This window comes from Streptomyces paradoxus, from assembly GCF_014202475.1.
Lineage (GTDB): Bacteria > Actinomycetota > Actinomycetes > Streptomycetales > Streptomycetaceae > Streptomyces > Streptomyces paradoxus.
Genome location: NZ_JACHGV010000002.1, coordinates 672,265 through 693,950 on the forward strand (window position 1 = coordinate 672,265; position 21,686 = coordinate 693,950).

At 71.5% G+C, this 21,686-nt stretch carries 18 protein-coding genes and 2 pseudogenes; 11 read left to right on the forward strand and 9 right to left on the reverse strand.

All coding sequences use genetic code 11. From position 1 onward, the window contains the following. Positions 1-3: 3 nt before the first annotated feature. The 3 genes from HNR57_RS07925 to HNR57_RS07935 all read left to right on the forward strand — a co-directional run bounded on the left by HNR57_RS07925 (position 4) and on the right by HNR57_RS07935 (position 4,271). A complete protein-coding gene (locus HNR57_RS07925; RefSeq protein WP_184558268.1) occupies positions 4-1,419 on the forward strand; it encodes a PP2C family protein-serine/threonine phosphatase in 1,416 nt (471 codons plus the stop codon). Positions 1,420-1,518: 99 nt separating this feature from the next. After that, complete coding sequence (locus HNR57_RS07930; protein WP_184558270.1) at positions 1,519-2,865, forward strand: vWA domain-containing protein; 1,347 nt, start codon at positions 1,519-1,521, stop codon at positions 2,863-2,865. A gap of 32 nt (positions 2,866-2,897) precedes the next feature. Beyond that, positions 2,898-4,271, forward strand: a complete 1,374-nt coding sequence (locus tag HNR57_RS07935) for an FHA domain-containing protein (protein WP_184558272.1) — start codon at positions 2,898-2,900, stop codon at positions 4,269-4,271. A 21-nt stretch (positions 4,272-4,292) separates the two neighbouring features. On the opposite strand, the gene HNR57_RS07940 is transcribed toward HNR57_RS07935, so the two are convergent. Beyond that, positions 4,293-5,276 (reverse strand): methyltransferase domain-containing protein, encoded by a 984-nt coding sequence (locus tag HNR57_RS07940; RefSeq protein ID WP_184558274.1) that lies wholly within the window; start codon positions 5,274-5,276, stop codon positions 4,293-4,295. Positions 5,277-5,355: 79 nt separating this feature from the next. Here HNR57_RS07940 and HNR57_RS07945 point away from each other — a divergent pair, with 79 nt between their 5' ends. Next, complete coding sequence (locus HNR57_RS07945) at positions 5,356-5,769, forward strand: globin (RefSeq protein ID WP_184558275.1); 414 nt, start codon at positions 5,356-5,358, stop codon at positions 5,767-5,769. 30 nt (positions 5,770-5,799) lie between these two features. Here HNR57_RS07945 and HNR57_RS07950 read toward each other — a convergent pair whose 3' ends face one another. From HNR57_RS07950 to ettA, 3 genes are read right to left on the reverse strand one after another with little or no spacing between them, the layout of a single operon-like run. Continuing rightward, positions 5,800-6,468 carry a DUF8010 domain-containing protein gene (locus HNR57_RS07950; protein ID WP_184558276.1) on the reverse strand — a complete coding sequence of 223 codons (669 nt, stop codon included), beginning with the start codon at positions 6,466-6,468 and terminating at the stop codon, positions 5,800-5,802. Next, positions 6,465-6,878: an acyl-CoA thioesterase gene (locus tag HNR57_RS07955; RefSeq protein WP_033314185.1), complete on the reverse strand. Its 414-nt coding sequence runs from the start codon at positions 6,876-6,878 to the stop codon at positions 6,465-6,467. The genes HNR57_RS07950 and HNR57_RS07955 overlap by 4 nt, the downstream gene beginning before the upstream one ends. A 6-nt stretch (positions 6,879-6,884) precedes the next feature. Next, a complete protein-coding gene (gene ettA / locus HNR57_RS07960; RefSeq protein ID WP_184558277.1) occupies positions 6,885-8,549 on the reverse strand; it encodes an energy-dependent translational throttle protein EttA in 1,665 nt (554 codons plus the stop codon). Between the two features lie 1,325 nt (positions 8,550-9,874). Here ettA and HNR57_RS07965 point away from each other — a divergent pair. Next, the gene (locus HNR57_RS07965) at positions 9,875-10,195 is read left to right on the forward strand and encodes a GYD domain-containing protein (RefSeq protein ID WP_184558278.1); all 321 of its coding nucleotides are present in this window, start codon (positions 9,875-9,877) and stop codon (positions 10,193-10,195) included. Positions 10,196-10,551: 356 nt separating this feature from the next. On the opposite strand, the gene HNR57_RS07970 is transcribed toward HNR57_RS07965, so the two are convergent. Then, positions 10,552-10,830 (reverse strand): hypothetical protein, encoded by a 279-nt coding sequence (locus HNR57_RS07970; RefSeq protein ID WP_184558279.1) that lies wholly within the window; start codon positions 10,828-10,830, stop codon positions 10,552-10,554. Between the two features lie 132 nt (positions 10,831-10,962). Here HNR57_RS07970 and HNR57_RS07975 point away from each other — a divergent pair, with 132 nt between their 5' ends. From HNR57_RS07975 to gap, 6 genes and pseudogenes are all read left to right on the forward strand, one after another. Continuing rightward, complete coding sequence (locus HNR57_RS07975) at positions 10,963-11,700, forward strand: Ig-like domain-containing protein (RefSeq protein ID WP_184558280.1); 738 nt, start codon at positions 10,963-10,965, stop codon at positions 11,698-11,700. A gap of 274 nt (positions 11,701-11,974) precedes the next feature. Next, positions 11,975-12,724: pseudogene (gene repSA / locus HNR57_RS07980) on the forward strand (replication initiator protein RepSA); the annotation flags it as partial. Position 12,725: 1 nt separating this feature from the next. After that, positions 12,726-12,923, forward strand: a complete 198-nt coding sequence (locus HNR57_RS07985; RefSeq protein ID WP_184558282.1) for a helix-turn-helix transcriptional regulator — start codon at positions 12,726-12,728, stop codon at positions 12,921-12,923. 16 nt (positions 12,924-12,939) lie between these two features. Then, a pseudogene (locus HNR57_RS07990) lies at positions 12,940-13,277 on the forward strand (tyrosine-type recombinase/integrase); the annotation flags it as partial. 193 nt (positions 13,278-13,470) lie between these two features. Then, complete coding sequence (locus HNR57_RS07995; protein ID WP_184558284.1) at positions 13,471-14,427, forward strand: GlxA family transcriptional regulator; 957 nt, start codon at positions 13,471-13,473, stop codon at positions 14,425-14,427. Between the two features lie 125 nt (positions 14,428-14,552). Next, entirely contained in the window at positions 14,553-15,551 is a 999-nt protein-coding gene (gap, locus tag HNR57_RS08000) for a type I glyceraldehyde-3-phosphate dehydrogenase (protein ID WP_184558292.1), read from the forward strand. A 39-nt stretch (positions 15,552-15,590) separates the two neighbouring features. Here gap and HNR57_RS08005 read toward each other — a convergent pair whose 3' ends face one another. The 4 genes from HNR57_RS08005 to HNR57_RS08020 all read right to left on the reverse strand — a co-directional run bounded on the left by HNR57_RS08005 (position 15,591) and on the right by HNR57_RS08020 (position 21,577). Next, positions 15,591-17,000 carry a Cys-Gln thioester bond-forming surface protein gene (locus HNR57_RS08005; protein ID WP_184558294.1) on the reverse strand — a complete coding sequence of 470 codons (1,410 nt, stop codon included), beginning with the start codon at positions 16,998-17,000 and terminating at the stop codon, positions 15,591-15,593. A gap of 275 nt (positions 17,001-17,275) precedes the next feature. Continuing rightward, positions 17,276-17,752, reverse strand: coding sequence for a single-stranded DNA-binding protein (locus HNR57_RS08010; protein ID WP_184558296.1), 477 nt, complete (start codon positions 17,750-17,752; stop codon positions 17,276-17,278). Between the two features lie 402 nt (positions 17,753-18,154). Further along, entirely contained in the window at positions 18,155-19,966 is a 1,812-nt protein-coding gene (locus HNR57_RS08015) for a YfjP family GTPase (protein WP_184558298.1), read from the reverse strand. Between the two features lie 3 nt (positions 19,967-19,969). Continuing rightward, entirely contained in the window at positions 19,970-21,577 is a 1,608-nt protein-coding gene (locus tag HNR57_RS08020; protein ID WP_184558299.1) for a dynamin family protein, read from the reverse strand. Positions 21,578-21,686: the final 109 nt, after the last annotated feature.

Sequence of the window (21,686 nt, forward strand, 5' to 3'; positions counted from 1 at the left end):
TTGATGTCGCAGATGCCCCAGTTGTCCGCCTGCCCGAGTTGCGAGGAACCCCTCGAATCGGGTGACCGTTTCTGCGGCGCGTGCGGATATGACCTGTCCGCCGTGCCGGAACGGCCGCAGGACAACCCGACCATCACCATGAACGGCTCGGTGCCCGCCCAGGGCGCTCGAGCCGGCGAGTACCCCGAGCCCCCGTCGGCGCCCCCCGCCGGCGCGGCCTGGCCCGCCCCCGGGCCGGACGGCGCGGGAGGCCCGGAGGCGGCGCACCTGCCGACGGACCTGCCGGGCACGGACTCGGGCGGCTCGGCCCTGCCGCCGGACACCCCTCCGCCACCGAGCGCCCCGCCGGCCGCGGCCGCGGGCGTACGGTTCGACCGGCCGCGGCAGCCCGACGGGGCTGCGGTGTCGCCGGAGATCTACCAGACACAGCCCGACGAGTACCTACTCCAGGCACCGGACCCACGGGTGTCCGCCGAGTCGGCGGCCCAGGCCGCGGGCACCGGCGGCAAGGTCTGCGTCGCCTGCCGGGCCGGCCGCGTGGACGACGACGGCTACTGCGAGAACTGCGGCCACGCCCAGCCGCGCGAACGGGACCACATGGAGCAGGAGTCCGGCCCGGTGGCCGCGGTCAGCGACCGCGGTCTGCGCCACCACCGCAACGAGGACGCGTTCGCCATCGGCACCACCACGCTGCCCGACGGCTCCCCCGCCTCCGTCGCGATCGTCTGCGACGGCGTCTCCTCGGCGACCCGCCCCGACGACGCCTCCGCTGCGGCGTCCAAGGCGGCGGGCGAGACGCTGCTGGCGGCCCTGCCGCGCGGCACGCACCCGCAGCAGGCGATGCACGACGCGATCCTGGCCGCCTCGCGCGCGGTCAACTCGCTCGCCGCGGAGCCCGCCACGGCCCTGGAGCAGGCCCCTCACCAGAACGCCCCCGCCTGCACCATCGTCGGCGCCGTGGTGACGTCGGGCCTGCTGATCGTCGGCTGGGTCGGCGACAGCCGCGCCTACTGGGTGCCGGTCGACCGCAGCGCTCCCCCCGCCCGGCTCACCGAGGACGACTCCTGGGCCGCGCAGATGGTCGCCGCGGGCCTGATGAACGAGGCCGAGGCCTACGCCGACGAACGCGCCCACGCGATCACCGGCTGGCTCGGCGCGGACGCCTACGAACTGGAACCGCACACCGCCGCGTTCAAGCCGGACCGGCCCGGCGTGGTGGTGGTCTGCACGGACGGGCTGTGGAACTACGCGGAGGCGGCCGAGGAGATGGCCCGGGTCGTCCCGCTCGATGCCGCCTCGCAGCCGCTGCACAGCGCCCGCGTGCTCGTCGGCCACGCCCTGGACGGCGGGGGCCACGACAACGTAACAGTGGCGCTCGTGCCGTTCCCGGCCGTGCCCCAGGGGGCAGGATCGGCCTGAGGCCACGTACGGGGACGCCTCGGCGGACCGGAGGGGACCGGTCCGCCTACCGTCATCACCCCGCCGCGGCGGGGGCTTTGGAGGGGGATCGAAGCAGGCATGGCCAATTTCTCGAAGTCGAACGTGCCCCAGTTCTCGGTGGACGTGTACCAGAACGAGTACCTGCCGGAGGGCGCCGGCGAGGTCAACGCCATCGTCACGGTGACGGCGACCGGCGGCGGCACCATCGGCAGCGCGGTCGCGGCGCCCCACCTCTACTCGCCCGGCCAGGGCCCGTCCGCGGCCGTGGCGATCATGGTCGACTGCTCGGGTTCGATGGACTACCCGCCGACCAAGATGCGCAACGCCCGCGACGCCACGGCCGCCGCGATCGACACCCTGCGCGACGGCGTGCACTTCGCGGTGATCGGCGGGACACACGTGGCGAAGGAGGTCTACCCGGGCGGCGGGCGTGTCGCGGTCGCCGACGCCACGACCCGCGAGCAGGCCAAGCAGGCGCTGCGCTCGCTCAGCGCGGGCGGCGGCACGGCCATCGGCACCTGGCTGAAACTGGCCGACCGCCTGCTGTCGTCCGCGGACGTCGCGATCCGGCACGGCATCCTGCTCACCGACGGCCGCAACGAGCACGAGTCGCCCCAGGACCTGAAGGCCGCGCTCGACGCGTGCGCCGGGCGCTTCACGTGTGACGCACGCGGCGTGGGCACCGACTGGGAAGTGAAAGAAGTCACAGGAATCGCCTCCGCCCTGCTCGGCACCGCCGACATCGTCGCCGATCCGGCCGCGCTCGCCGCCGACTTCACACGGATGATGGAAACGGCGATGGGCAAGGAGGTCGCGGACGTCTCGCTGCGGCTGTGGACCCCGGTCGACACGACCGTGAAGTTCGTCAAGCAGGTCGCGCCGACGGTCGAGGACCTGACCGGCCGGCGCACCGAGGCGGGCCCGCGCGCCGGCGACTATCCCCTTGGTTCCTGGGGAGATGAGTCCCGTGACTACCACGTCTGCGTCGAGGTGCCGGTCGCGGGCATCGGGCAGGAGATGCTGGCGGGCCGGATCTCGCTGGTCATTCCGCAGCCCGACGGCAGCGTCCAGAACCTCGGCGCGCAGGGTCTGGTGCGGGCCGTGTGGACGGACGACATGGTCGCCTCGACGTCGATCAACCCTCAGGTCGCCCACTACACCGGGCAGGCCGAACTGGCACAAGTCATCCAGCAAGGGCTGGATCTTCGCAAGTCGGGAGATATGGACGGAGCAACGGCCAAACTGGGCCGGGCCGTTCAGCTCGCGAGTGCCTCCGGGAACGCCGATACTGCGAAACTGCTTGCGAAGGTGGTGGACGTGGTCGATGCCGCGACCGGTACTGTGCGACTGAAGGCGAAGGTCGCGGAGGCTGACGAGATGACGCTCGAAACCCGTTCCACCAAGACCGTTCGCGTCAAGAAGTGACCTAGAAGAGATCGAAGGAGGGACGCGCCGACATGCCGACCTGCCCGAACGGACACCAGTCGGGTTCCGACGACTGGTGCGAGGTCTGCGGTCACCGCATGGCGGGTGCCGTGCCTCCGCCTCCTCCCCCGCCGCCGCCCGGTGGCTACGGCTTCCCGCCCCCCGCCGGCCAGGGTGGCCCGCAGGGTCCCGGCGGCCAGCCCGGTGGGCGCCCGCCGCACCTGTCCGCCGTGCCGAACTCCGAGCCGGAGCTCTGCCCGCAGTGCCGTACGCCACGTGAGGGCGGCGCGCCGTTCTGCGAGGAGTGCCGGTGGAACTTCCTGACGAACACGGCGACGTCGTACACCCCCGCGGCCCCGCCGCCCGGCCCCGGCGCGCGTTTTCAGCCACCGGGCCAGCAGGGCGGCCCGCCCCCCGGCCCGTCGTACGGCGGCGGTGACTCCTACGAGTACCAGGGCTCCCGCCCGTCGCAGGTGAACCGCCCGGCCGAGCCGATCCCGCCGTTCGGCGGTGACCCGTCCGGCCGCCCCGGCCCCGGTGGTCCCGGTGGCCCTCAGGGCGGTGGCTACGGCTACCCGCAGCCCGGCGCCGCCCCGACCCCGCCCGGTCCCGGTGGTCCCGGCGGCTTCGGCGGCCCTCCCGGCCCCGGTGGGCCTGGTGGTCCCGGCGGCTTCGGTGCCGACCCCTCAAGGCCGGTCCCGCCCCCGCCCGGACCCGGTGGCCCCGGTGGCCCGGGTGGCGCTCCGCAGGCCTTCCACCAGTCCGGCCCGCCGGCCCCGCCCGGATTCCCGCAGGAGACCCAGCGGCCTCCGCAGCAGGGCGGTCCGTCCTTCGGCGGCGGTGACGACGACTGGGTGATCTCCCCGCCGTCGTCCGGCCCGGGCAGCCATGGCGGTCCCGGTCCCGGCCAGGGCGGCTACGGCTACCCGCAGCCCGGTGCGACGCAGGCCCCGCCCGGCCCCGGTGGCTTCCCGCAGCAGCCCCAGGCGCCGCAGGGACCGGCGACGTGGACCGCGACCATCGGTCCGGACCGCGACTACTTCATGGCGATGATGCAGCGCTCCGGCCCCGAGGCCGCGGGTCTGAACCTGCCCGCGTACTCGCCCGAGCAGCAGCGCCGGCTCACCGGCAACCAGCTCACGATCGGCCGCCGCCGGCACTCCACCGGCGACACCCCCGACATCGACCTGTCGACGCCGCCGGAGGACCCGGGCGTCTCGCACCAGCACGCGGTGCTGGTCCAGCAGCCGGACGGCAGCTGGGCGGTCGTCGACCAGAACTCGACGAACGGCACGACGGTCAACGGCTCGGACGAACCGATCCAGCCCTTCGTCCCCGTACCGCTGCAGGACGGCGACCGGGTGCACGTGGGCGCCTGGACGACCATCACGATCCGCCGCGGCTGAGCCCGGCCGGCAGCGGCAACGTCACGACGGGAGGGGCCAGGCGTACGGCCCCTCCGGGTCGTCCAGCCAGGCCCACTGCCGCTCACCGCTGACGGTGATGCCGTAGCGCTCGCGCCGCGGTCTGCCCTCCTGCTCCCACAGCGCGTGCGCCTCCTGCGGGTCGAGGCTGCCGCGGGTCAGGGCCAGCAGGAAACGGAACAGGTCGTCCTCCCGGGCCCGGCGCGGCACCCCGCCCAGCTGGACCGGCTCGCCCCCGGGCCGTCCGGCGCCGCGCAGCGGCACGAAGTAGGCGGGCGTGTGCAGGAAGCGTCCCTCGGCGTGCCCGGCGCCCGTCACCGTCAGCATGATCAGGCCGGTGGCCAGCGGCATGAGGATCCGGCCGCCCGGGCGGCTCTGGGCGACCCAGGCGGGCGGGACACCGCCCAGGGCGCAGGTGGCGATGATCCGGTCGAACGGCGCACGCTCCGGCACGCCCCGGGCGCCGTCGCCGGTGACGACGACCGGGTGGTACCCGGCGGCCGCGAGGTGCCGGCGGGCCGACTCGGTGATCTCCGGGTCCAGGTCGACGGTGGTGACCTTGTCGTCGCCCAGCCGATGGGCCAGCAGCGCAGCGTTGTAGCCGGTGCCGGCGCCGATCTCCAGGACCGTGTGGCCCTGCGCGACGCCCAGCGCGGCCAGCATGTCCGCCATCAGGGACGGCTGGCTGCTGGAGGACAGCAGCTCGCCGTCGCGCAGCCGGGTCGCCAGCGGGGTGTCCTCGTAGGCGCCCCGCATCCACCGCTCGCGCGCCCCGGGGTCGGTGCTCTCGCCCCAGCGGCGTTCGTAGCCGCCCGCGACACCCACGTAGTAGTACGGCACGAAGAGATGGCGCGGGACCGCCGCGAACGCCTCCCGCCAGCCCGGATCGGCGTCCAGGGCCCCGCTCGCCTCGATCCGCCGCACCAGCGCCGCCCGCGCGGCGGCGGCGAGATCGTCGAGCTCCCTGCCGGGTGCGTAACCGCCCATGTCTCCACAGTAGGGGCAGGGTCCCGACGGGAGGGGGAGGGTCCTAGGTCTTGAGTCCTATGCCGGGGCGTCTGAGACCATGGAGCGCGTGAATGAGATTCGGCGCGGCACGCTTCAGGAGCAGACCTTCTACGAGCAGGTCGGCGGGGAGGAGACCTTCCGTCGGCTCGTCCACCGCTTCTACGAGGGAGTCGCCGAGGACCCGCTGCTGCGGCCCATGTACCCCGAGGAGGACCTGGGCCCGGCCGAGGAGCGCCTCGTGCTGTTCCTCATCCAGTACTGGGGCGGCCCCACGACGTACAGCGAGAACCGCGGCCATCCTCGTCTGCGGATGCGGCACGCGCCCTTCGCGGTCGACCGCGCGGCGCACGACGCGTGGCTCAAGCACATGCGCGTCGCCGTCGACGAGCTCGGGCTGTCCGAGGAGCACGAGCGCACGCTCTGGAAGTACCTGACGTACGCGGCGGCCTCGATGGTCAACACCGCGGGCTGAGATCCGCGGCGCTTCGCCGGAGGGCGCTGTTCAGCGGACGCTGACGTCCAGCGCCCCGAGCCCGGCACGTCGCACGGCGATGGACCCGTACGGCGTGCGCAGCCTCAGCCACGCGCCCGACGAGAACAGCCCGAGCGGCACCCCGGGCCGCAGGAAGCCGAGGGACTGCGCCGCGTGCACGGCCCGCACGGGCAGCCGGGTGTCCCCGACCGTACGGGACCAGATGTCGCGTCCGATCCGGTCGAGCTCGGCCCTGGTCCGCTGCTCGGCGGGCAACTCCTGTGTACGGGACCGGAACTCGGTGACGACGGCGGCGACCAGCGCCCGCAGGGCGTCCGGCGCCGGCAGCCCCGGCTCGCTGCGCCAGCCGCTCCGGGGCGGCAGCACACCCGCCCACGGCGGCCCGGTCACCGCACCCGGCACGACGACCGTGCCGGCCTGCTCGTCCACCGTCTCCAGGAACTCACCGGCGGACACCGTCACGTCCAGCGTGCCCTCAAGACCCTTCTCGTACGGCTTCGCCAGCCGCACCGCCCGCACGGCCAGCACCTCGAAGGACGGCGGCCGCCCGAAGACGGCCAGGGCGGTGCCCGCCGCCTGCAGACGCACCGCGGCTCCACGGTCGTAGTGGAGCAGCCGGGAGAGGAAGGCCGCGAGATCCGCCGCCTCCCCCTCGTCGGCGAGGTGGAGCACCGTCATGCCGCGACGGCCTCCTCCTCGGCGTCATCCGTGTACTCGCTGAGGAACTCCCGTTCCTCAGCGGTGATCCGGCGCGGGCGCTGGGCCTCGAAGTCGAACGGCACGATCACCGTCGAGGCCCGCACGTAGACCTGGTCGCCGTCCTTCACCTCGTAGGTGAGGGTGAAGGACGCGGCCCTGATCTCGGTGACCCACAGCTCGATGTCCACCGGGTGGTGCCGGTGGACGAGCTGCCGCTTGTAGTCGATCTCATGGCGTGCCACCACGGACCCCTGCTTGAAGTCCTTCTCCGGGCGGAACAGGAAGTCGATACGGGCTTCCTCCAGGTAGCGGAGGAACACCACGTTGTTGACGTGGCCGTATGCGTCCATGTCCGCCCAGCGCAGCGGGCAGCGGTAGATGTGCCGCAAGATCGATCAGCCCCGGGTCAGCTTCTTGTAGGTGGCGCGGTGCGGACGGGCGGCGTCCGGCCCGAGCCGCTCGACCTTGTTCTTCTCGTACGACTCGAAGTTGCCCTCGAACCAGAACCACTTGGACTCGCCCTCGTAGGCGAGGATGTGCGTGGCGACGCGGTCCAGGAACCACCGGTCGTGGGAGACGACCACGGCGCAGCCGGGGAACTCCAGCAGCGCGTTCTCCAGGCTGGAGAGGGTCTCGACGTCGAGGTCGTTGGTCGGCTCGTCGAGGAGCAGCAGGTTGCCGCCCTGCTTGAGGGTGAGTGCGAGGTTCAGACGGTTGCGCTCACCGCCGGAGAGCACGCCCGCCGGCTTCTGCTGGTCCGGCCCCTTGAACCCGAAGGCGGAGACGTAGGCCCGGGACGGCATCTCGACCTGCCCGACATTGATGTAGTCGAGCTCATCGCTGACCACGGCCCACAGCGTCTTCTTCGGGTCGATGTTCTCGCGGCTCTGGTCGACGTAGGAGATCTTGACGGTGTCGCCGACCTTGATGGCGCCGGAGTCCGGCTCCTCGATGCCCTGGATCATCTTGAACAGGGTGGTCTTGCCGGCGCCGTTCGGGCCGATGATCCCGACGATGCCGTTGCGCGGCAGCGTGAAGCTGAGGTCGTCGATGAGCAGCTTCTCGCCGAAGCCCTTGCTGAGGTTGCTGACCTCGACGACGACGTTGCCCAGACGCGGGCCCGGCGGGATCTGGATCTCCTCGAAGTCCAGCTTCCGCATCTTGTCGGCCTCGGCGGCCATCTCCTCGTAGCGGGCCAGACGCGCCTTGGACTTGGCCTGTCGCCCCTTGGCGTTCGACCGCACCCACTCCAGCTCTTCCTTGAGCCGCTTCTGCCGCTTGGCGTCCTTCTGCCCCTCGACCTTCAGACGGGCGGCCTTGGTCTCCAGGTACTTGGAGTAGTTGCCCTCGTAGGGGTAGAGGCGACCGCGGTCGACCTCGCAGATCCACTGGGCGACGTTGTCGAGGAAGTACCGGTCGTGGGTGACCGCGACGACGGTGCCCGGGTACTTGGCCAGGTGCTGCTCCAGCCAGTTCACCGACTCGGCGTCGAGGTGGTTGGTGGGCTCGTCGAGCAGCAGCAGGTCGGGCTGCTCCAGCAGCAGCTTGCACAGCGCGACGCGGCGGCGCTCACCACCGGACAGGTTGGTGACGGGCCAGTCGCCGGGCGGGCAGCCCAGGGCGTCCATGGCCTGCTCCAGCTGGGCGTCCAGGTCCCACGCGTTGGCGTGGTCGAGGTCCTCCTGGAGCTTGCCCATCTCCTCCATGAGCGCGTCGGTGTAGTCGGTCGCCATCTGCTCGGCGATCTCGTTGAACCGGTCGAGCTTGCCCTTGATCCCGGCGACACCCTCCTGGACGTTCTCCAGGACGGTCTTGTCCTCGGTCAGCGGGGGCTCCTGGAGCAGGATGCCGACCGTGTAACCGGGCGTGAGGAAGGCGTCACCGTTGGACGGCTGCTCGATGCCGGCCATGATCTTCAGGATCGTCGACTTGCCGGCGCCGTTCGGGCCGACGACGCCGATCTTCGCCCCCGGCAGGAAGCTGGTCGTCACGTCGTCGAGGATCACCTTGTCGCCGTGCGCTTTGCGCGCCTTGCGCATGGTGTAAATGAACTCAGCCAAGAGAAACCGTCCGGCAGCTTGAAACTGGCAGTGGGCAGATACACCCCATCTTGCCGTACCGCCACCCCTGGGTGGAAACGCGTATGGGTGGGGGCGGCTGACCTGGCCTTTCTCGGATGACGGCTGCCGGGCGACTGTCACTGTCGGTCGCCTTTGGTCGACCTCGGGCAACCTCGCACGGCTCAGGGACGGCCCAGGGGTGATCACTTAGCAGCCTGCATCGGGTTAGGCCGCCACCGCTGCGTGAACCGCAGGGCTGACCGCCAGCACCGCTCGACAGACGCAGACGCGCCCGAAGCGCCGCCGCAGCCCGCTCGCGAAAAGCGTGCTCAACCGTATCCGCCGCGCCGCCTCGCTCACCAGAGCGCGGTACTTCCCCAAGGGCAGGCACCGCCGCCCCTTACGGCCGCCGTCCCGGCCGACGTCCGCCGCCGCTTCCTCTGCATCCACTGACGAACCGACGGTCGTCCTGGGCCAGACCCTCGACAGGGCGAGTCACTGGCAGCTGCTCAGAGGCGAGGACACCGCACTCGTCCGTCCGTACGTACTGGCGCACGAGGAACGCGCACGCGCGGCACCCGCGGGTCGCCATCGCTCCCCAGCTACCGACCGACGTCCGGTCGACTCTGCTGAGGTCCACTGATGCCCTCGCAGCGGCAGACTCTTGGCCCGGACACCTCGACCACGTCGTACCGCTCGACTGCTTGCCAGATCGGCACGCATCACGCCTGCGCGGAGTCCTCTCCGAAATCGGCGCCGGTCGACCTGCCTTTGATCTACGAGGCGTGCGGGCACCGACGACCAAGGCGGTTACGTCTCCCGCCTGGCGGACCACATCGAGGCCTTCCAGCTCGGGATGGCGGCCCAACTGCTGGAGCACTCACATCTGGTACTTGACGACCAGACCGAAGACCTGGAGGAGCTGCACCTTCTCGCCGCCCAGTTGACCAGCGCCTTGCGGGACGTGCTGCGCGTAGCGACCAGCCGCGGACGCGGTCCCGTCGCGCCTGGGCGCCCCTGAGAGACACTGCGCTGCTGCACCGCCCCAACTGACCACCGGCGGCGGTGACCTGCGACCGTCATCCGACTGTGGCCGTCGACTCCTGCGACGGCTGGACAGAGTCACTGACGTATCCCCTCGACGATTTTGTTCTGGTGGTCGTGCGCGCCGGTGGGCTGACCCGCGCCTTGGCCGGGGCGTAAGCCGTATGGCGGCGGACCTCGCGACGCGGACGCGGAGGAGTAGGGAGAATGCGGATCGAGGGTGATTACCGAGGCATATGTGACAGACGCAAGAGCCGCGCGAGACGTGAAAGGCGGAACCCATGCCGAAGTACCTCTTCAAGGTCAAGTTGACCGTGGACGGACTGAAGGGCCTGCTCGAAGAGGGCGGCACCGCGCGCCGTGAGGTCGTCGAGCGGTTGGTCCAGAGCATGGGTGGCCGGCTCGAATCGGCGTACTGGGCACTCGGCGAGGAGGACTTCTACCTCACGGCGGACCTGCCAGGCAACACCTCCGCCGCGGCTCTGGGGCTGGTCACGTCGGCGGCCGGTGGCGTGCGCACCAACACGGTTGCGCTGCTGACGGCCGAGGAGATCGACGAGGCGGTCCGTCAGGAGGTGGATTACCGGGCGCCCGGCGCCTGAGCCGTCACCCGGGAGCGAACGGCCCGCCGGCGCGGGGCACTTCCCCCAGGATCGCGGTAACAGTCCGGGCGACTCCCCGAGACCGGCGGGGTCGACGGCGAACCGGTCCCCGGCCACCCCTCCCCCTCCCGTAGCCAGCCTCTCTTCTCCGGCACAACCGAATCGCCGCAGACGGCAACACTCGCCCCACGTAAACCGCCCACCGTGTCCGTATGCCCTGCTGTCGGAGTCGCGCTTCTCGTGGGCCTGGCTGTGGTCGGTCTGCTCCACACCCTGCTGCGGTGATCGTGTTCAACAACGGCCTTGGGGAACATCGGTACAGCGGTTATCGGTGAGATTGATCTTCCGGTGGTCGGTCAGCGGCGGGCGCGCCAGCGGGTGAAGACGCACTGGTCGTCGCCTGCGCCGAGCCGGAACGGCAGGGCGATGCGGTCCAGGGGGCAGGTCTCGCCGGGTGCCTGGGTGGTGTAGCCGCAGCGGGTGTGGAAGGCGGCGAGGTCGCGGTCGGCCTCGTACGAGCCGTACAGCAGGAAGTAGCCGAGCCCGCCGGGCCACCGGACGAGAACATCAGATCCTCGACGTCCGCGCCGAACTCGGTGGGGGACGAGGACCTCGCTGCTGCACAGTTCGGGCACCCGGCCCGTAGCCGCCCCGCTGTTCGCATGCGCGCGGTACTACCCTGGAACCTAGGTGGCTATTCCTTCGCGCACCCACGCCCTGCGCGTGCGGGGGATAAGTGGTTCGAGGCCGGAACCAGGAGGTGTGCCATGCGAAAGAGGACACTGACCGCCGTAGCCGTCTCGGGAGCGCTGTTCGTCGGCATGTCCGGCCCGACCGTGGCGACGGGCCAGGCGAACCCTGCCGGAGAGGGGGCGACCCGGCCGTCACCGACGCCACCGAAGCCCCCTCCACCGCGCGACGTCATCAAGGACTGCCCGGAGGTCGACACCACCAACTGGGCGGACTGCAGTAATGCCACGTTCCGGCTGCTGCCCGGAGAAAGGATCTCCGTGCGTGTCGCCGCCGCGTCCGAGGTCGTGGACGCCGCCTTCCAGCTCGTGGAGGCGCGTGACGTCGAAGAGGTGATCAGCGAGGTCGAAAGCGTCGGCAAGAAGAAGTGGCGGCCCCTGTTGAACAACGTCAGCAAGTTCACGGAAAGGCGTGTGACGCTGCTGGCCAGCCCCATGGAGACCTTCGACGACGGTGAGACGATCAAGGCGCAGATCCGGGTCGAACACATTCCGCTGAATGCCATGGGCACGACGTACGACATCCCCAAGAACAAGGCCTTCACCGTGAGAGTGGCGGACCAGCTGGTGTGGGGTAAGCACCCCATCACGATCACCCGGGTGTCCAAGCCTGAGCACGGGACGGAGAAGCACCTGAGCCACGTCATTCGGTACACGCCGGCCAAGAACTTCACCGGCGAGGACTCGCTCCGGTACGAAGTGCAGAGCCGTTACGGCGAGCGGGACAGCGCGACGATCACGTTCGTGGTGAAGTAGCGGGAGGAGGGGCGGGATCGCCTCGGTGCGTGCTCGCGCGCACTGTACGTGCCCGCTCTCATCGCTCCTTCGCTCCTTCGGCGGGCGTGCCGTGTCTTCAACTCAGGGAAGCGTATGTCGTCCTGTCGCTGACTCCCAGCAGAGAATCGAGCCTTGCGCCGGAGGCAACGCTCACAAGTCCCGCATTGAAAGATGCCCCCCATAGACAACTGGGTGGCTTCGGCTTCCGACTTCAACCCTGGCACGAGCAGATCCGCCGCACCGGCGGCTGCGCCGGGTCGCCGAGTTCCAGAAGCGTGGCGCCGTGCACTTCCACGCCGTGATCCGCATCGACGGCCCCGACGGACCGGAAACGGCCCCACCGTCCTGGGCCACGGTCGACCTCCTCGCCGACGCGATCCGAGGAGCTGCCGCGCACTCCTACACTTCGGTCTCCGTCCCGGCCACCGAGGACCAACCGGCCCGCACCTTCCCCTGGGGCACCCAGCTCGACGTCCGCCCCGTCAAGGCCTTCGGCGACGGCTCCGACATCACCGAACAGGCCGTCGCCTCCTACGTCGCCAAGTACGCCACCAAGGCCGCCGAGAACACCGGCACCCTGGATCGCCGCATCGGCGAACTCTCCGAACTCGACCGCCACCAAGTCCCCGACCACACCCGCCGCCTCATCGAGGCCTGCAAGCAGCTCGACCCGCTCTACCCCGACCGGCGCCTGTGGGCCTGGGCTCACATGCTCGGCTTCCGCGGCCACTTCTCCTCCAAGTCCCGCCGCTACTCCACCACCCTCGGCACCCTGCGCCAGGCCCGCGCCGACTACCGCGCCGTTCAGGAACACGCCGCCCTCGCCCTGGACGACCGCGAGCCGGACACCGTCCTGGTCCTGGCCGACTGGCAGTACGCCGGACACGGCCACACCCCCGGTGAATCCGTTCTCGCCGCCACCATCGCCCGCGACCTCCAACTCAACCGCGAGAACGCCCGCGAACCTCTACGCGCTCAACTCACCGATGAAAGGGCGTGGTGACATGTCCTCCGAGCTGCCGAACCGCTTCCTCACCCCTGACGACCTGGTCGAGATGTTCGAACTTCCCAGCGTCGAGACCGTCTACCAGTGGCGCCGCAAGCGCACCGGTCCCCGCGGCTTCCGAGTCGGCCGGCATCTCCGCTTCGACCCGGACGACGTACGTGCGTGGGTGGACTCCCTACTCGGGGAGGCTGCCTGATGGCCGGGCACATCAGGTCTTCAACGACCAGGCTTGGAAGCCCGCGCTCGCATCCGCCGGCATCATCCCGACCCCCGAGAAGGGCCAGCGGTACGCCGCCGCCCGCAAACACGGCATGCACGCCCTACGCCACTGCTGCGCCTCGGTCCTCCTGGACGCCGGAGAGAGCATCAAGGCCCTGAGTCTCTACCTCGGCCACAGCGATCCGGGCTTCACACTCCGCGTCTACACCCACCTCATGCCGTCCAGCGAGACCCGGACCCGGAAGCCATCTCCGCGATGTACCGGGCTGCCGGTCACGCCCATGACGGCCCAGGGACGCCCGACGGCCCAGAGACGGCCCAAGCCGCCTGACACGGCCCCTCATCGGCAGGAAAATCGCTGGTGAGAGGCCCTTTTATACCCTCTCGCCGCAAGTAAGACCCCATCTTGCCGTACCGCCACGCCTGGGCGGAAACGCGTATGGACGGTGCGCTGTGACCTGGGCTTTCGTTAGGGGCGGGCGGGCGAGCCGGTGGGAGTCCGTGTTCCCTCGTACCCTGTCCACGTGCCGTCCTCCCGCCTGCATCGCGTCGCCGTCCTCGTGCTCGTGGGTGCGAAGCCGCTCGACGTCGGCATTCCCGCGCAGGTCTTCACGACCCGCGCGAGCATGCCGTACGAAGTGCGTGTGTGCGGGGCGGCACCCGGTCTGGTGACCGGCGGCGACGGCCTGTCGTACTCCGTCGCCCACGGTCTGGACGCGCTCGCGTGGGCCGACATCGTCTTCATCCCCGGCTACCGGTTCCCGGATCGCGACGACCCGCCGCAGGCCGTCGTCGACGCGCTGATCGCGGCCCACGCCCGGGGCGCACGGCTCGCCGCCATCTCGACGGGTGCCTTCGCCCTCGCCGCCACAGGCCTGCTCGACGGCAGACGCGCCACTACGCACTGGCACTACTCACGGGCGCTCGCGGCGAAGCATCCGCTCGTGCGGATCGACGAGGATGTTTTGTTCGTCGACGAGGGCAGCGTGCTGACGTCGGCGGGCGCCGCCTCGGGCATCGACCTGTGCCTGCACATTCTGCGCGGCGACCTCGGAGTGGCCGCGTCGAACCACGCGGCCCGGCGCCTGGTGGCGGCCCCCTACCGAAGCGGCGGTCAAGCGCAGTACGTGCCGCGCAGCGTGCCCGAGCCGCTCGGCGAGCGGTTCGCCGCCACCCGCGAGTGGGCGCTGCACCGGCTCGGCAGGCCCCTCACCCTCGACGTGCTCGCGCGGCATGCGGCGGTCTCGCCGCGTACGTTGTCGCGGCGCTTCGTCGAAGACACGGGTTACACGCCCATGCAGTGGGTCATGCGCGCCCGTATCGACGTGGCCCGTGAGTTGCTGGAGCGTTCGGAGCGGGGCGTGGAGCAGATCGCCGCCGACGTCGGTCTGGGCACCGGGGCGAATCTGCGGCTGCACTTCCAGCGCATCCTCGGCACCACGCCGAGCGAGTACCGGCGCACTTTCGCCCGGGGCGAGTAGCCCGCCGTCCTGTGGCGCCCGTGGCGCGATCCTTTTGAACCGTGGCGATCACGCCGCTGTCCCGGGCGGTTGCCTGCCGCGACGCTGGTGGCGAACCGGAGAGACCCGAAGGGACACCACCACTCATGACGCGCATCGCGATCAACGGATTCGGCCGCATCGGACGCAATGTGCTGCGCGCACTGCTCGAACGCGACAGCGACCTCGACATCGTCGCCGTCAACGACCTCACGGAGCCCGCCACCCTCGCCCGGCTGCTCGCCTACGACACGACGGCCGGCCGGCTCGGCCGCCCGGTGGCCGCCGACGGGGACGCCCTCGTCGTCGACGGCCGTCGCATCAAGGTGCTCGCCGAGCGCGAACCGGCTCAGCTGCCCTGGGCCGAACTCGGCGTCGACATCGTCCTTGAGGCCACCGGCCGCTTCACCTCGGCCAAGGCCGCCCGTGCCCACCTCGACGCCGGAGCGAAGAAGGTACTCGTCAGTGCGCCGTCGGACGGCGCTGATGTCACGCTCGCGTTCGGGGTCAACACCGACGCGTACGACCCGGACGTGCACACGGTCGTCTCGAACGCCTCGTGCACGACCAACGCGCTCGCGCCGCTGGCCGCGGTGCTCGACGAGCTCGCGGGCATCGAGCACGGCTTCATGACGACGGTGCACGCCTACACGCAGGAGCAGAACCTGCAGGACGGTCCGCACCGCGACCCCCGCCGCGCCCGCGCCGCCGCCGTCAACATCGTGCCGACCACGACGGGCGCCGCCAAGGCGATCGGTCTCGTGCTGCCGAACCTCGACGGCAAGCTGTCGGGCGACTCGATCCGCGTGCCGGTTCCGGTGGGCTCGATCGTCGAACTCAACACGACCGTCGCCCGCGACGTGACGCGCGACGAGGTGCTGGCGGCCTACCGCGCCGCGGCGGAGGGCCCGCTCGCCGGTGTCCTCGAGTACTCCGACGACCCGCTCGTGTCCGCCGACATCACGGGCAACCCGGCCTCGTCGATCTTCGACTCGGCCCTCACCCGCGTCGACGGCCGCCACATCAAGGTGGTCGCCTGGTACGACAACGAGTGGGGCTTCTCGAACCGCGTGATCGACACCCTCGAACTGCTCGCGGCCCGCTGACGGGAAGGGTGAGAGCGGCCCGGGCGTCGCCCGGCCGGGTCACTCCCCCGCCGTCGCCTCCCTGCGCCGCAGCACGACCAGCGTCGTCCCGCCGATCAGGACCAGGCCGATGGCGACGCCCACGATCACGGGGGTGATCTCCGAGCTGCCCGTTTCGGCGAGGTTGGTGTCCGTGGCGGCGCCGCCCACCGTCGCCGGGCTCGGTTCGCTGAGGGTCTGGGTGGTGGTGCCGGCGGCGCTGCCGCGCGTCTGGCAGTCCAGCATGCCGGTGAAGCGCTTCTCGAAGCCGCCGGGGCCGTGGATCGTGAAGTCGTAGGCCTGGTCCTCCTGGAGCGGCACCGTCACCGTGCGGGACTCGCCCGCGGCGATGGTGTGCTCCAGACCGGCCAGTTCGAAGGTGAACGGCTCATCGCCCTGGTTGGACGCGATGATGTCGACGCCGCCCTCGGCGCAGTTCTCCGCCGCCGACAGCGCCGGGATCGGGCCCTGCTTGGCCCAGGTCGCCCCGGCCGTCGCGGACACCGTCGACTCGCTGGAGCCGGCCAGGATCTGTGTCTGACTGCGGTTCTCGGAGGCGAAGGCCCGGCCGACCGGCACGGTCGTCGAGGCCTGCACGGTCAGTTCCGCCGTACCGGCTGCCGCGTCCTCGGGCACGTCGAAGAACACCTGCCCGCCGTCGGCCGTGGTCGTGACGGCCTTGCCCTGCTTGTCGACGACCCGCACCCCGCTGGTCGCGGCGTCCGCGGGCGGGGTGACCGTCGCGCTGCCGGCGTTGGTGCGCACCGTCACCGGTCCGATCCGCTCTCCCGGCCGGCCGGAGACGGCGGGCGGCTCCAGGGTGAGCGAGGCCCGGGGCTCGGGCAGATTGCGGGCGCTCCTCTCCAGGTGGTCCGCGAGCTGCTCGGCCTGCGGGTCGAGGGCGTCGACGGCCACGTCGTCCGAGTAGCGCCAGATCGCCACCTGGGTGCCGGCCGCCGCGTCCTGCTCGGTCAGCGTACCGCGCACGCCCGCCTTCCGCGCCAGCGTCGCGAGGTCGTTGACCTGCGGGTAGGAGTTCTGCAGGATCCAGCGGATCTTGCCGGCGTCCTTGTTGGTGCCCAGGGACGTGCCGCTCCAGGGCGTCTCGTGGTACTTGGCGTCCCGCTGCGTGGGGTTGTGGAGGTCGACGCAGTACGTCTGCAGCATGCCGCCGCCGTCGACGGACATCTCGAACAGGCCCGCCGAGATCTCCTGGTCGCCGGTGCCGGCGTGTATCACGGCCGCGCCGTACGTCTTGAGGCCGCCTATCGTCGCGGCCGCTCCGCCCTGTCTCTGCGTCGTCTCGTCGGCGGCCGCCCGGCCGGCACCGGCCAGCCCGCCCGCGGCGACGAGCCCGGACACCACCGTCGCGGTGGCGAGGCGGGCCGCGCCTCGCCTGCGTACGAACAGCTCAGAGAACGAAGCAAACACCAAATTCCCCTTCGAGCAGGACCGTTGACGTGGGGGGACGGTCCCACCAGCAGATTCAGAGGCCTCACAGGGCACGTGAGACCCGAGAGCCATGTCCGGCATCCTAGGGACGTGGGGGGCCCCGCCCGCCGGTCAGACGGTCGGACGAGTGATCCGACTCGGAATCGTTATCGCCAAGATCCCCGGCCAGCAGGGCTTATCGACAAATCCACCCCTTGTCGTTCGGCGTGCACTCGCCGATAAGCCGCAGTTCGGGCAGGTGGCCACGGTTGACGCTACGTCAATACCGCTGGCTCCGCCTGGTCTTGAGCCTGAGCGTCCGCCGACCCCAGGGAACCATCCTGTGGTGTCTCCCAGTTGGGCTCCGGTCGTGTCGGCGCAGTCGCCGTCTCCGCCTTGGCAACGCGCCTGAAGGCCGAGGTGCCCCAGGCCAGGTCATGTCCGATCGACACGGCGTCGATGTCCGCCGACGTCCAGCTCTGCCCCTCGCGTACGTCGGTCCGCACCTTCAGCCTGCCCTGCACGATCACGGGCTCGCCGACCGTCAGCGACGCCGCCGTGTTCGTGGCCAGCTGGCGGTTGGCCCACACCGTGAAGAAGTTGGTGTGCCCGTCCGCCCACGTGTTCTTCTCGCGGTCCCAGTAGCGCGCGGTCACGGCCAGCCGGAACCTCGCCGACGGGCCGGACGCCATCTCCCTGTACACCGGCTGCGTCGCCACCCTGCCGACCGCGCAGACCATCGTCTCGTTCATCGCGAACCCTCCCTCACCCGGAGTGCGGCAACGCACCGGGCCGACACGCGTACGGGCCCGTCCCGTACGGCTGTGTCTGCCAGACTGCCGCCGCCGGGCCGGGCCCGCTGAGAGCTGTGGATCGCCGTCCGCCTGTGGACAACGCCGTCACCCACACGGGTGGCGGCGAGTTGGGCGGGGTGAGGTCGAGCGGGTGCCGGACAGGGCCGGGGGCGGCGCCGGGCAGAGCGGGCAGAGCCGGAGCGGCGCCGGAGCGGCGCCGAAGCGCGGCCCTCGACACCTGCGGCCCGTCACAGCCGCTCCACCCGAAGTCGCCATCCCGCCCTGAAGTCGCCGTCCCGCCCCGAAGTCACCGCCCTGCCCCGCGGTCACCACCCCGCCCCCGGTGTCACCGCCTTGGCGTCAGCGCCCCGTCCCCACCACCCTCCCGTACTGCTCCCGGACCTCCTGGTACCGCAGCAGTTCCGCCGCCACCGGATCCAGTACCCGGCCCCTGCCGCATCCGGCTGCCGCCTCCCGCAACCGGCGTTCCGCCTCGAGGCCGTAGCGCCGGGCCGGGCCGCGGGCCGCCATCCGGCAGCTCCACTCGATGAGCGGTCCGCCGACGATGCCGATCACCATCAGCAGCACCGGCACCCCCAGGTTCGGCGCCATGAACCCGATGATCTGGCCCAGCAGCCACAGCCCGCCCAGGAACTGCAGGATCGTCATGGACGCCTGGGTGAGGACGGCCACCGGCCACCACCCCGGGCGCGGCGGCCGCCCCGTGGGCACACCCGCGCGCACGGTCAGCTCGTCCAGCGCCTCGGGCAGCCCCTGCGAGCCGCGGACGGCCGCCTCGCGCACCGCCTGCGCCCACGGCGTCGGCAGCCCGGCCGACGCCCGGTCGGCCACGGTCCGTACCGCCTGCTCGACCCGCTGACGTGCGGTCGCCTCCTCGTCGGCCTGCGTGCGCGAGGGGAGCCGGCCCGTGGTGGGCTCGCCGCGGTCCTGGTACCACCGCCACAGCCGCAACCAGGGCGTACCGCACGCTCGGTTGGCGTTGCGCAGCCACGCGCGCTCGGCCGCTTCGCCCACCGCCGTGGCGCCCACCGCGTCCGCGAGCCGGTCGGAGAACTCCTCCCGGGCCTGTTCGCTGAGCCCGGTCCGCCGCTGGGTGGCGTAGACGGGCCACAGCCGCGCCGCGGCGATGTCCACGTCCGCCGAGATACGGCGGTTCGGCGCCCCGCGCTCCGAGACGAACTGGCCCAGCGCCTCGCGCAGCTCCCCGACACCGTCCCCGGTGAGCGCGGACAGCGCGAGGACGGTCGTGCCCGGTTCGCCGTACTCCCCGAGGGCGATGCCGTCCTCGTCGAGGAGCCGCCGCAGATCGTCGAGGACCTGTTCGGCGGCTTCTCCGGGCAGCCGGTCGATCTGGTTGAGGACGACGAACATGACCTCGGCGTGGGCTGCCATCGGCCGCAGATAGCGCTCATGGAGGACGGCGTCTGCGTACTTCTCCGGGTCGACGACCCAGATGACCGCGTCGACGAGCCCGAGGATGCGGTCCACGTGCCGGCGGTGCTGTACGGCCGCGGAGTCGTGGTCGGGCAGGTCGACCAGGACGAGTCCGCGCAGCGGCGACTCGCCGTCCCCGGCCGCCAGCGGACGGCGGCGCAGCCGGGGCGGGATCCCGAGCCGTTCGATGAGGCCGGCGGCCCCGTCGCTCCAACTGCACGCGATGGGCGCGGCGGTGGTGGGACGGCGTACGCCCGTCTCCGAGATGGTCACGCCGGCGAGCGCGTTGAACAGCTGCGACTTGCCGCTGCCGGTGGCGCCCGCGATGGCGACGACGGTGTGCTGCCCGGAGAGCCTGCGCCGCGCGGCCGCCTCGTCGAGTACCCGGCCGGCCCCCGCGAGGGTCCGGCTGTCGAGCCGGGTGCGGGAGAGCCCCACGAGTTCGCGCAGGGCCTCGAGCCGCGAGCGCAGGGACTCCTCGTGCGCCAGTGGGGTCACCGTCGGCGAGGCGGCGGAGCGGTTGTCCGTCATGGGGAACCTGTCTCCTTCGGCTGTCTCGGCGACCCGGCGCGCGATGAGTCCGTCGTCCCAGGTCTCGGTGGAGTCGGTACGCGTCGCGCGCTCGCCGCCCGGGGCGCTCCGGTCGCCGCCGCCCTTGTGGGCGTCGTCGTCCGGCTGATCGGCGTGCTCGGTGTGGTCCTGGTCGGTGACGGTCACCGGTCACCTCTCCTTTTGCAGTACGGACAGCGCGGCGATGAGCTCGGCCTGGGGCTCGGGGTGGACGTCGAGCGCGTCGAGCGGGGCGAGCCGGCGCTCACGTTCGGCGTGCACGACCCGGTCCACGTGCTCGGTGAGCAGCCGCCCGGCCCGGTCGCGCAGTCGCAGTGCGCCATGGGCGCCGATCCGCTCGGCGAGGCCCTCACCGGCCATCCGGCCCCGGCGGCCGCCCAGCAGGGAGGTGGCGACCAGGGCGGCGACCAGTTCAGGGTCGGGTGCGAGGTTGCGGTCGAGCTCGCGCACCTCCTCCTCGGCCTGCTCCTCGAGCTCGCGCCGCCATCGCCGTACGGCGAGCCCGATGCGGTGCTCGGCGTTGTCCGCGCCGGAATCACGTGCGGCGAGTTCCGGGGCGCTGGAGGCCGGTTCGCGCCGCCAGGCGTTGTCGACGCGCTCGTCGGCGGCGGTGACGGCGCACAGGAGCAGCGTGCTGAGGCTCTCCACAAGCGCGTCGAGGAGTTCGGCGGCGGTGCAGTCCAGGGGGAAGGCGCGCCATCGCTTGAGCGCGTCCCCGGCGAGGACCGCCCCGTTCTGCAACCGGCCCCGCACACGCGTGTGCTCGCTGTCGTACGCGCCTTCCACGGCGGAGGTGAGCCGCAGTGCGGCGGCGTACTGCGCGGCGGCGGCCCCGGCCAGCTCCGGCATCCGGGACTTGAGGGAGTCGAGGAGGCCGTACGCCGTACGGGCGAGGACGTGCTGCCGGGCCGCGGGGTCCTGGGCCTGGTGCACCAGCCAGGTGCGCAGCTGGGCGACGGCGGACGCCGGCAGGAGCCCGCCGCCCCAGGCGGACTCGGGCAGTTCGGGCACGGTGAAGCGCGGCACCTCGCCGAGCCCGGCCTTGGTGAGCAGGGCCCCGTATTGCCGCGACACCTCGTTCACCACCTGGTGAGGCACCCGGTCCAGCACGGTCACGAGGGTGACGTCGTACTCCTTGGCGGTGCGCAGCATGTGCCAGGGGACGGCGTCGGCGTAGCGGGCGGCCGTGGTGACCATGACCCAGATGTCGGCGGCGCAGATGAGTTCGGCGGCCAGGACCCGGTTGTCGGAGACCAGGGAGTCGATGTCCGGCGCGTCGAGGAGGGCGAGGCCGGGCGGGAGTGTCTCGGCGGTCTCGACGCGCAGCACGCGCGCGGGGTTCTCGCCGGGGAGCAGCAGGTCGTCGGTGGAGTCCTGTTGGGGCACCCACACGCGCGTGAGGTCGGGCAGCACCCGCATCCCGCTGAACCAGTGGTGGTCCTCCGGATGGCAGACCAGCACGGGGGTGCGTGTCGTCGGCCGCAGCACGCCCGCCTCGCTGACCCGCCGTCCCACGAGGGAGTTCACGAGCGTCGATTTCCCGGCTCCGGTCGACCCGCCCACGACGGCCAGAAGAGGCGCTTCGGGGTCTCGCAACCGGGGCACCAAGTAGTCGTCGAGCTGCGCGAGGAGTTCGTCGCGGTTGGCGCGCGCGCGTGGGGCCCCCGCCAGGGGCAGCGGGAAGCGTGCGGCGGCGACACGGTCGCGCAGGGCGGAGAGTGCGTCGAGCAGCTGAGGCCGTACGTCCAAGGTCACCACATGTGAAGAATGCCCAATTTTAGGGGAATTCTGAAGCATATGAGCATGTCTGCGCGCCGACAGAACACAAGGGACGGAAGGGACGACTGGGACACAGGCAGACTCCAGG

Coding starts and splice junctions, on each gene's coding strand:
- HNR57_RS07945 (WP_184558275.1), top strand. CDS start 5,356: ATGGAGCGCGTGAATGAGATTCGGCGCGGCACGCTTCAGGAGCAGACC.
- HNR57_RS07940 (WP_184558274.1), bottom strand. CDS start 5,276: ATGGGCGGTTACGCACCCGGCAGGGAGCTCGACGATCTCGCCGCCGCC.
- HNR57_RS07965 (WP_184558278.1), top strand. CDS start 9,875: ATGCCGAAGTACCTCTTCAAGGTCAAGTTGACCGTGGACGGACTGAAG.
- gap (WP_184558292.1), top strand. CDS start 14,553: ATGACGCGCATCGCGATCAACGGATTCGGCCGCATCGGACGCAATGTG.
- HNR57_RS07985 (WP_184558282.1), top strand. CDS start 12,726: ATGTCCTCCGAGCTGCCGAACCGCTTCCTCACCCCTGACGACCTGGTC.
- HNR57_RS08010 (WP_184558296.1), bottom strand. CDS start 17,752: ATGAACGAGACGATGGTCTGCGCGGTCGGCAGGGTGGCGACGCAGCCG.
- HNR57_RS07935 (WP_184558272.1), top strand. CDS start 2,898: ATGCCGACCTGCCCGAACGGACACCAGTCGGGTTCCGACGACTGGTGC.
- HNR57_RS07950 (WP_184558276.1), bottom strand. CDS start 6,468: ATGACGGTGCTCCACCTCGCCGACGAGGGGGAGGCGGCGGATCTCGCG.
- HNR57_RS07925 (WP_184558268.1), top strand. CDS start 4: ATGTCGCAGATGCCCCAGTTGTCCGCCTGCCCGAGTTGCGAGGAACCC.
- HNR57_RS07975 (WP_184558280.1), top strand. CDS start 10,963: ATGCGAAAGAGGACACTGACCGCCGTAGCCGTCTCGGGAGCGCTGTTC.
- HNR57_RS07930 (WP_184558270.1), top strand. CDS start 1,519: ATGGCCAATTTCTCGAAGTCGAACGTGCCCCAGTTCTCGGTGGACGTG.